At 70.0% G+C, this 11,415-nt stretch carries 1 protein-coding gene; it reads right to left on the bottom strand.

The window, feature by feature from the left end; genetic code table 11:
• On the bottom strand, positions 1-11,367 hold the full coding sequence (locus LSQ66_RS06750; RefSeq protein WP_231769023.1) for a non-ribosomal peptide synthetase: 11,367 nt from the start codon (positions 11,365-11,367) through the stop codon (positions 1-3).
• Between the last annotated feature and the right edge of the window lie 48 nt (positions 11,368-11,415).

Below are 11,415 nucleotides of genomic sequence, written 5' to 3'. Positions count from 1 at the left end.
TTACTGTCCTAGCAATTGCACCAACTCGTCGAGGTCGGCGGTTTCGAATTGCGCGAGTTGCGCGATGATGATCTGGTCTGCGAAGTCCGCCAGCACCGGATAGGTGAAGGCGTCGCGCAGTGCAATGTCGACGTCCAGGCTTTCCCGGATCTGCGTCACCACACGGGCGGCCAGGAGAGAGTGGCCTCCGATGTCGAAGAAATTGTCGTGGCGCCCCACACGCTCCACGTTCAGCACCGCGGCCCAGATATCCGCCAGCGCCTGCTCCATGTCGCCCTGGGGCGCTTCGTAGCTGCGCGCCGCGCCGGCAGCGGCATCCGGCGCCGGCAGGGCCTTGCGGTCAAGCTTGCCGTTCGGCGTCAGCGGCAGCATGTCGAGCGCCACGAAGGCCGAGGGCACCATCTGCGGCAGCAGCTGCGCGGCCAGAGAGGCGCGCAGCGCTTCCGCCGTCACGGCCTGGCCCGGGACGCTGGTGAAGTAGGCGACGAGCTGCTTCTCGCCGGCCGCGTCCTCGCGCGCCAGCACTGCCGCATCGCGCACACCGGGGAAGGCCAGCATGCGGGCCTCGACTTCACCGAGCTCGATGCGGAAGCCGCGTATCTTGACCTGGAAGTCATTGCGGCCCAGGTATTCGATGCTGCCGTCGGGCAGGCGCCGTCCCAGGTCGCCGGTGCGGTACATGCGGCTGCCGCCCCCCGCAAAGGGATCGGGCAGGAAGCGCTCGGCGGTCATCTCCGGCCGGTTCAGGTAGCCCCGCGCCACGCCTTCGCCGCCGATGAAGATCTCCCCCGCGGCGCCCGGCGGCTGAAGCAGGCCGGCCTGGTTGAGGATATAGACCTGGGTGTTGGCCACCGGCGCGCCGATATGGGCGGCGAAGCCCTTCTCGCGCGGCATGCGCACCCAGGTCGAGTAGGTGGTGGTCTCCGAAGGGCCGTACAGATTGCAGACGGTATCGACCTGCGTTTCGGCGAAGATGCGTTCGACGAGCTGGCGCTTGAGCGGCTCGCCAGCGAGGTTGACTGTCTTCACGGTGGCGGGAACGCCCTTCATGTCCAGCAGCGCGGCGATCGCCGAGGGCACCGTGTTGATCAGGGTGCCGTCCGCCGGGGCAGCGGCGATGGCCAGCGCGTCGCGCACGACACGCACCCGGCTGCCCGCGGCCAGCGGCACGAAGATCTCGAACACGGCGAGGTCGAAATTGAGCGACGTCGCCAGCAGGGTGCATGCGGTCTGCTCGGGGGTGAAGGATTGCATGCCCCAGGCGATGAAGTTGACCGCATTGCGGTGCTCGATAGCGACGCCCTTGGGCATGCCCGTCGAACCCGAGGTGTAGATGATGTAGGCCAGGTGCCCGGGCGCCGCGCCGCCCGGAAGGTTCCCGCTGTCCTGCCCTGTCCACATGGCCTGGTCGCGGTCGAGGCGGACGATGGCCGTACCGCTGCCCGCGCCTGCCACAAGGCCGGCCAGGTGGTCCTGGGTCAGCACGGCCACGGGCGCGCTGTCTTCCAGCATATAGGCAAGGCGGTCGGGCGGATACTGCGGGTCCAGCGGCACATAGGCGCCGCCCGCTTTCAGCACGGCCAGCAGGCCGGCGATCATGTCCAGCCCCCGCTCCATGCAGATGGCCACGCGCGCGTCGGGCGTCACGCCTGCGCTGCGCAGGTGCCGCGCCAGGCGGTTGGCGCGCGCGTTCAGTTCCGCATAGCTCAGCGACTCATCTCCTGCCAGCACCGCCACCGCGTCCGGCGTGCGCGCCGCCTGGGCCTCGACCAGCGTGTGCATGCAGGCTTCGCGCGGGAAGGCGGTGGCGGGCGGGTTCCACTGCTGCAGGAGCTGCGCGCGCTGGGGCCCGCTCAGCACGGGCAGGCAGTCCACACCCTGCCCGTCCGCCACCGCCATCGCGGCCAGCAGCACGCGCAGCTGGCCGAGGTGGCGTTCCACGGTGGCGCGCTCGAACAGCGCCGAGGCGTATTCCAGCCCGCCGCAGATGGCGCCGTCCTTCTCTTCCAGGGCGAGCGTGAGGTCGAACTTGGCCATCCGTTCCTGCGGCCCTGCCAGCGGCAGCAGCGAAAGGCCGGGCAGCACGGCTTCGCCCGCGGGCGTGTTCTGCCAGGCGAACATCACCTGGAATACGGGGCTGTGGGCCATGCTGCGCACCGGGCGGGCAATCTCCACCACCTGCTCGAAGGGGATGTCCTGGTGCTGCTGCGCCGCCAGGGCGCGTTCGCGCACCTGGGCCAGCAGACCCGCCACGTCGGGGTTGCCGGACAGGTCCAGGCGCAGGGCCAGCATGTTGACAAAGAAGCCGATCAGGCCTTCGAGCTCGGTGCGGCCGCGGCCTGCGGCCGGGGTGCCGATCACGATGTCCTGCTGGCTGCTCAGGCGCGAGAGCAGCGCCGCCCAGCCGGCGAGCAGCGCCATGAACAGCGTGACGCCGTGGCGCGCGGCCAGCTCCTTGAGCGCGCACGTGGCGTCGGCGTCGAGCGCGAAGGGCACAAAGCCGCCACGGTAGTCCTGTTGCGCCGGCCGCGGACGGTCCAGCGGCAGGTCCAGCAGGGCCGGGGCGCCGGCCAGCGCTGCTTCCCAGTAGGCCGCCTGGCTCTGCAGCACGTCGCCCTGCAGGCAGCGGCGCTGCCAGGCGGCGAAGTCGGCATACTGCACGGGCAGCGGCGGCAGCGGGTCGGGCCTGCCCTCCAGGCAGGCGGCATACTGCGCGCTCAGCTCCTTCACCAGGAGCCCCATCGACCAGCCGTCCGAAACGATATGGTGCATGGTCAGCAGCAGCACATGCTCCTCCTGCGCCACGCGCAGCAGGCGGCCGCGGATCAGCGGGCCGTTCTCGATGTCGAAGGGCGCAGCCGCCTCCTCCTCCACCTGGCGCGCGATTGCGGCCTGGGTGGCGGCGGGCAGCTCCGCATGAACCAGCGCGAACGCCGCGCGCGGCGCAATGCGCTGCGCAGGCTGTCCGTCCGCCTGCACGAAGCAGGTGCGCAGGGATTCGTGGCGCGCCACGATGCGGTCCAGCGCCTGCTGCAGTGCCGCGGCGTCGAGCCGTCCCGCCAGGCGCAGTCCGAAGGGGATATGGTAGGCGCCGCTGACGCCGTCCATTTGCGCCAGGAACCACAGCCGCTGCTGGGCGAAGGACAGGGCCGTCCTTTCCGCCGCGGCAGCGGGCGCGATGGCAGGCAAGGGAGCGGAACCCGCCTGCGGCAGCGTGGCGGCGAAAGCGGCAAGCACCGGCTGGGCAAAGAGATCGCCGAGGCGGATATCCGCGCCGAGCCGGTCGCGCAGGCGCGACACGGCCCGCACCGCCAGCAGGGAGTGCCCGCCCAGGGCGAAGAAATTGTCATCCCGCCCGATGCGCTCCAGGCCGAGCACTTCGCTCCATACGGAGGCTACCAGGCATTCCATCCCGCCTTGCGGCGCCACGTAGGCGTGCACGGCAATGTGCCCGGCGCCCGGCGCGGGCAGCGCCTTGCGATCCAGCTTGCCGTTCGGTGTCAGGGGCATGGCGGCGAGGGGAACGAAGGCTGCCGGAACCATGTGCTCAGGGAGTGCCGCGCCCAGATGGGCGCGCAGAACGGCCGTTCCGGGCTCCTCTTCCGCCGCCACATAGTAGGCCACCAGGGTCTGCTGGCCGCCGGCGCCCGTGCGGGCCAGCACGGCCGCATCGCGGACCGCGGGATGCAGGGCAAGCCGTGCTTCAATCTCTCCCAGCTCGACGCGGAAGCCGCGGATTTTCACCTGGCCGTCGTCCCGCCCGCAGAATTCCAGCGTGCCGTCCGCGTTCCACCGCCCCAGGTCTCCCGTACGGTACATGCGCGCGCCCGGCGTTTGCGCGAAGGGATCGGGCAGGAAGCGCTCGGCATTGAGCTCCGGCCGCGCCAGGTAGCCGCGTGCCACCCCGCCGCCTCCAATATGGATCTCTCCCGCCACGCCGGGCGCCGCCGGCTCGCCGAAGGCGTCCAGCACGTAGATCCGGGTGTTGGCGACGGGGCGCCCCAGCGGCGCTGTGGGCCGCCCGCGGCGGTGCCGGTGGACGGTAGCCCAGATGCTCGCTTCCGTGGGACCGTATTCGTTGTGCAGCACCGCCTCCGGCGCGACCGCATCGTGCAGGGCCAGCAGGGACGGCGTGCAGGTTTCACCGCCAACGGCGACGACGCGCAGATGCGGCAGGCCGCCGCAGCGCTGCGCCTGCTCCAGCAGCTGCGCATACAGCGAACTGGCGCACATGACGTGGCTGATGCGCCATTCGTTCATGCGGGCCACTACGTCCACCGGATCGCGCCTGCTGCCTTCAAGATGATGCAGCGTGCCGCCGATGGCGAGCGCCCAGCAGCAGCCCGCCACCGAGATATCGAAGGTATAGGAGGCAAGCTGCAGGATCTGCGGCGCATCGTGGCCGTAGTACTTCCAGCGCGCATGCATTGCATGCATCAGGTTCGCATGCGTGATCTCCACGCCCTTCGGCAGTCCGGTGGAGCCGGAGGTATAGATCACGTAGCAGGCGGATCCCCCGTTGAGGCCCGCGGGCGCGGCCGGGTCTTCGCTGCTCTGCGCGGCCAGGGCCTCGCGCAATGCGTCCAGCTCAACCCGCACTCCGGCGCGGTATTCCTGCGCCAGGCCGGAACGGGTGACCAGCGCCACGGGGGCGCAATCGGCCAGCGTCTGCGCCAGGCGCTCGGGTGGCGACTGGGGATCGAGAGGCACGTAGGCGCCGCCCGCCTTGTGGACGGCAAGCAGGCTGGCCACCATGTCCGCGCCGCGTTCGAGGCAGAGCGCGACGCGGCTGTCCGGCCCCACCCCCAGCGTGCGCAGGTAATGCGCCAGGCGGTTGGCGCGCCGGTTCAATTCGGCATAGCTGACGGCGCCCCCCGCGTCCGACAGCGCAACGGCGTCCGGCGTGCGCTGCGCCTGCACTTCGAACAGCATGTGCATGCACAGTTCGCGGGGATACGGCGAAGCGGTGGCATTCCAGCCCGCCAGCACCTGCTCTCGCTGGGGCCCGCTCAGTACCGGCAGCGTGCCGATAGAGCCGGCGGCATCCGCCGCGAAAGCGGCCAGCAGGGTGCGCAGGTGCTCCAGGAAGCGCTCGATGGTGGACCGCTCGAACAGCGCGGTGGCGTATTCGAGGCCGCCGGCGATACGGCCGCCCTGCTCTTCCAGCGACAGCGTGAGGTCGAACTTGGCCATCTGGTGCCGGGCGCCCGCCAGTGGAAGCTGGGTGAGGCCGGGCAGCGCCAGTTCCCGCGCAGGCGTGTTCTGCCACGCGAACATGGCCTGGAACAGGGGGCTGTAGGCTGCGCTGCGCTGCGGCGCCACCGCTTCCACCATCCGTTCGAAAGGCAGTTCCTGGTGCTGCTGCGCCGCCAGGGTGCGCTCGCGTACCTGCCGCAGCAGCTCCGCCACGCTTTGCTCCGCCGAGAGGTCAAGCCGCAGCGGCAGCATGTTGACGAAAAAGCCGATCAGGTTCTCGATCCCGGTGCGGCTGCGCCCGGCGACGGGCGTGCCCACCACGACGTCGTCCTGGCCCGACAGGCGTGCCAGCAGAACGCTCCAGCCTGCGAGCAGCGTCATGAACAGGGTCGTTCCATGACGGGCGCTCAATGCCTTCAGGCCTCGGGTGGTGGCTTCGTCCAGTTCGAAGTCGACGAAGGCGCCGTGGTAGCTCTGTTCCGCGGGACGGGGACGGTCCAGCGGCAGTTCCAGCAGCGCGGGCGCGCCATCGAGCGCCTGCCGCCAGTAGCTGACCTGCGTCTCCAGCGTTTCGCCTTGCAGGAGGCGGCGCTGCCATGCGGCATAGTCGGCGTACTGCAGCGGCAGCGGCGGCAGCGGGTCCGCCTGGCCAGCGGCGAAGGCGCCGTACAGGGCATTGAGCTCGCGCACCAGGAGCGTGAGCGACCAGCCGTCCGACACGATGTGATGCAGCGTGATCATGAGCACATGGTCGTCCTCCGCCAGCTGCACCAGGCGGCCGCGGATCAGCGGGCCCGTCTCCAGCGCGAAAGGCGCATCCGCTTCTTCGCGCAGGAGGCGCTGCAGCTCGCTCTGCGGCTGCGCATGCGCACGCAGGTCGTGCTGCGCCAGGGTGAACGCCGCGTGCTCCTCTATACGCAGGACGGGATGGCCTTGCTGCTCGTGGAAGCTGCAGCGCAGGGCCTCATGGCGCGCCACGATGCGGTTCAGGGCGTGGCGCAGCGCGGCGGTGTCCAGCTTTCCGTGCAGGCGCAGGGCCAGCGGCACATGGTAGGCCTTGCTGCCGCCTTCCATCTGCGCCAGGAACCAGAGCCGCTGCTGCGCGAAAGACAGGCTGCGGCGCTCCTCTTCGGGCGCGCGCGCCAGCGGCGCTTCGCCTTTGGCGCCCCCCGGCGCCAGGGTGGCGGCAAAGGCGGCCAGTTGCGGATGGCCGAACAGGTCGGCCAGGCGCGCCTCGGCACCCAAGGCGTCGCGCAGGCGCGACGCCATCAGCACGGCCAGCAGGGAATTGCCGCCCAGTTCGAAGAAATTGTCGTTGCGGCCGACGCGCTCGATCAGCAGCACCTCGGACCAGATGCGCGCCAGCGCCGCTTCCAGCTCGCCCTGCGGCGCCTCGTAGGCATGCGCCGCGAAGGCCTGCGCTTCCGGCATCGGCAGCGTCCTGCGGTCCAGCTTCCCGTTCGGCGTCAGCGGCAGCTCCTCCAGCTGCACATAGGCCGCCGGCACCATGTGCTCCGGCAGGCTTTGCGCCAGCATCGCCCTCAGCTCCTCGGCCGGCACCGCGGCCCCCGCCGTGTAGTAGGCCACCAGGCGCTTGTCGCCCGGGCTGTCCTCGCGCGCGATCACCGCCGCGTCGCGCACCAGCGCGTGCGACTTCAGCCAGGCCTCGATCTCCCCCGGCTCGATGCGGAAGCCGCGGATCTTCACCTGGAAGTCGTTGCGCCCCAGGTAGTCGATGCTGCCATCCCCGCGCCAGCGTCCCAGGTCGCCCGTGCGGTACATGCGCGCCCCCGGCGCCGCCGAGAACGGATCCGGCAGGAAGCGCTCGGCATTGAGCTCCTCCCGGTTCAGGTAGCCCCGCGCCACCCCCACCGTGCCGATAAACAGCTCGCCCGACACGCCCGGCGGCACCGGCTGGCCTTCCGCGTCCAGGATGTAGATGCGCGTATTGGCGATCGGCTGGCCGATCGGCACCGCGTGCTGGCTCTCCAGCGCCTCCGGCACTTCATAGGTCACGCAGCCCACCACCGTCTCGGTGGGGCCGTACTCGTTCACCATGCGCACGCCCGGCTGCACCTCGCGCCACAGCTGCACCGTGGATGGCGCCAGCGCCTCGCCGCCGATGACGAACACCCCCACCGCCGTGCGCGCCCCTTCCCGCTTCGCGCGGTGGCCCAGCACGTCCAGGTGGGCGGGCGTGGCCTTCACCAGCCAGTCCGCGCCCGGCTGCTGCAGCAGGGCGTACAGGCCGTCGATCTCGTCATGCTCGCGCAGCAGGCGCACCATGCCGCCGCGCAGCAGTGGCAGGTACAGGCTCGTCACCGTCGCGTCGAAGGACAGCGAGGACGAGACCACGGCATTGACGGGCGCATAGGCGCCCAGCGCCCAGTGCAGGTAGTTGCACAGGCCCGCGTGCTCGATCATCACGCCCTTGGGCATGCCGGTCGAGCCGGAGGTGTAGATCAGGTAGCACAGGTGCTGCGGCGTCAGGCCCACCGCGTCCGCCGGGGGATTGGCGGCGGACTGCCCGGCCCAGGCCATATCGCCGTCGAGCAGGCAGACCGGCACGCCGTCCGCCATGCCCATGGCCAGCTCCTGCAGCGCGGACTGCGCCAGCAGCACCGCCGGGGCGCTGTCGGCCACCATATAGGCCAGGCGGTCGGCCGGATAGGCCGGGTCGAGGGGCACGTAGGCGCCCCCCGCCTTGAGCACGGCCAGCACGGCCACCACCATCTCCAGGCTGCGCCCGGCCAGGATGCCGGCCCGCACGTCCGGCCCAACGCCCTGCGCGCGCAGGTGGTGGGCCAGGCGGTTGGCCCGCTCGTTCAGTTCCCGGTAGCTCAGCTGCGATTCCTCGAACACCGCCGCCACCGCATCCGGCGTGCGCGCCGCCTGCTGCTCGAACAGCTGGTGCGCCAGCACGTCCCTCGGATATGCCTTCTCCGTGGCGTTCCACTGCTCCAGCACCTGCTGCCGCTGCCCTGCGGACAGCCAGGCCAGTCGTGCAGGCGCCTCGGCGCCATCCGCCGCCATGGCGTCCAGCAGGACCTTGAACTGCTCCAGGCAGCGCGCGACCGTGCCGCCCTCGAACAGCGCCGTGGCGTACTCGATACCGCCGCCGATGCCGCCCGCCTGTTCGCGCAACGAGAACAACAGGTCGAACTTCGCCACCACGGACTGCTGCGTTTCGAGCACCGTGGTTTGCAGCCCCGGCAGGCTCAGTGACACAGGCGGGGTGTTATGCCAGGTGAACATGACCTGGAACAGCGGCGAATGGCCAGGATCGCGCGGCGGATTGAGGGCCTCCACCACCTGGTCGAACGGCAGCGCCTCGTGTTCCTGCGCCGCGAGCACCTGGTGGCGCACATGCTGCAGCAGGGCCGCCAGCGTGCGCTGGCCCGCCAGATCGATACGCAGGGCCAGGGGATTGATGAAGCAGCCGATCATGGATTCCAGCGCGGGCTCGGAGCGCCCCGCCGTGGGCGAGCCGATCACCACTTCATCCTGCGCCGCCAGGCGCGCAAGCAGCAGCGCCCAGCCTGCGAGCAGCACCATGTACAGCGACACGCCATGCCGCGCGGCGAGCGCTTTCAGCGCCCCTGTGGCCTGCGCTTCCAGCTCGAAGGGCAGGAAGGCGCCGCTGCGGTCCTGTACCGCGGGACGCGGCCGGTCCACCGGAAGCTCGATAAGGACAGGTGCATCAGCCAGCGCGGAGCGCCAGTAGGCGATATGCCGTGCGCGGCTTTCGTCATCGAGAGCATGCCGCTGCCACGCGGCGTAATCGTAATACTGAAGGCCCGAAGGCGGCAGCGCCGGGCTGCCGTCCCGCACGTAGCCGGTATACAGCACGCGCAATTCTTCCAGCAGATTGGCCAGCGACCAGCCGTCGGACACGATATGGTGCATGGTCAGCAACAGCAGCTGGTGCTCTGCGCCCAGACGCAGCAGCCGGCCCCGGAACAGCGGGCCGCGCGCCAGGTCGAAGGGCCTGGAGAGCTCCTCCTCCAGCAGGGTTTCGATGTCTCCGGCAGCAGGCGATTCGACGAGCGCAAAGGCATAGTCCCCGGCCGGGGCGACACGCACCGCAACGCCTTCCGCCGTCTGATGGAAGGTGCTGCGCAGCGCGGCGTGCCGGCGGCAGATGCTGTCCAGCGAGCGGCGCAGGCCGGTGGCATCGAGCGCCCCGCGCAGCTCGATATTGCAGGGAATGTGGTAGGCCCTGCCCCCTTCCACCTGGTCCAGCAGCCACATGGCGCTTTGCGCAAGGGACGGCACTGGAACCGCGCCGGCGAATGCCTGCAGCTCGGGCGCAGCCGCCTGCTGCCCAGCCGGGAGGGCTGCGGCAAAGTCGCGCAGCACGGGACGTGCAAAGAGCTCGGCCAGCGTCACGGCCATGCCCGCGCGGCGCAGGCGCGACACCACCTGCACGCCCAGCAGGGAGTGCCCGCCCAGGGAGAAGAAGTGGTCGGCCGCACCGATCCGGTCGCGCCGCAGCACCTCCGCCCACACCGAGGCCACCATGAGTTCAGCGGCCGTACGCGGCGCTTCGTATGCCGCTCCCGTTACCAGATCGCCCGCTTCGGGCTGCGGCAAGGCCTTGCGGTCCAGCTTTCCGTTCGGCGTGAGGGGCCAGTGCTGCAGGCGCACGTAGGCGGCAGGCAGCATGTATTCGGGCAGGGTTTCGGCCAGCATGGCGCGCAAGGCATCCGGGCCGGGATTGTCCTGCGGGGCGAGATAGTAGGCCGCCAGGTATTTGCCCCCTGCCCTGTCCTCGCGCGGCACGACGACCGCTTCCTGGACCGCGGGATGGCGGATCAGCCAGGCCTCGATCTCGCCCGGTTCGATACGGAAGCCGCGGATCTTCACCTGGAAGTCGTTCCTGCCCACGAAATCGATCATGCCGTCCTCGCGCCAGCGGCAGATGTCGCCCGTGCGGTACATCTTCGCAGGAGCCTGCGCGAAGGGGTCGGGCACGAAACGCTCCGCGCTCAGTTCCGGACGATTCAGATAGCCGAGCGCCACGCCGCGCCCTCCGATATACAGTTCGCCAGGCACGCCGGGCGGCACCGGCTGGCCGCCGGAGTCGAGCACATAGACTGTGGTGTTGCCGATTGGCCGCCCCAGCGGAACGCTGGTGGCCCCGGGGGCGATGGCGGTGACGCGGTGCGCGATGGCGAAGGTTGTGGTTTCCGTCGGCCCGTAGCAATGCACCAGTTCCAGCGCCGGACTCGCCGCCAGCACTGCCGCGAAGGCCTGCGGATCGGCGCGTTCCCCGCCTGTCAGGAGTACGCGCAGGCGGCCCAGCACCTCGGGCATGCAGGCTGCATAGTGATTGAACACCGCAGTCGTGATGAACAGCACGCTCACCTGGTGGCGCGCCAGGGCCTTGGCGAACAACTGATCGTCGAGGAAGGTTTCGCGCGGAATGACGACCACGCTGCCTCCCGTCAGCAGGGGCGCCCACACTTCCATCGTCGTGGCATCGAAAGCCGGATTGGCAGCGAAACCCACGCGATCCGTTGGCGAAAAATGGGTGTAGCCGTTCTCGAACACCAGCCGGACGATGGCGCCGTGCTGTACCACCACGCCCTTTGCCTGGCCGGTGGAACCGGAGGTGTACATCACATATGCCGGCGTGTCGTCCGATGCGTCCACCGCCAGGTTCTCCTCCTGCGGCGTCCAGGCGAGGCGGTCGATGTCGATGCGCGCGGCACCTTCGGGCAGCGGCGCCTCCACACTGCTGTCCACAATCAGCGCGCAAGCGCCGCTGTCGGCCAGCAGAAAGGCCAGCCGTTCGGCGGGGGTTGCAGGATCGAGGGGCACATAGACGGCCCCGCATTTCAGCACGGCCAGTTCGGCAATGATCAGCTCAGCGGAACGCTCCAGCAGCAGCGCCACGTGGCCGCCCGGGCGCACCGTTTTCTGCAGGATGGCGGCCAGGCCGTTGGCCGCGGCGTTCAGTTCCCGGTAGCTGAATTGCGCGGTATCGCCGTGGATGGCGATCGACTCTGGCGCCCGCCGCACCTGCGCCTCGAAGAGGCGATGGATGCCGGGCGCGCGCGGCAGCTCCGCCGACGTCGCGTTCCAGGTATGAAGGACCAGGCGGCGGCCGGCTTCGGTAAGCTGGTGCTGCGTTTCACGAGGTTCGACTGCAGAGCTGACAGGTTCCAATTGACGAAGTCTTTCTGAAGATGCGTGGACAAATTCAGGCGGCTGCCC

It is taken from the genome of Massilia endophytica (assembly GCF_021165955.1).
GTDB lineage: Bacteria > Pseudomonadota > Gammaproteobacteria > Burkholderiales > Burkholderiaceae_D > Rugamonas > Rugamonas endophytica.
This window is presented reverse-complemented; position numbering and strand designations above follow the sequence as displayed.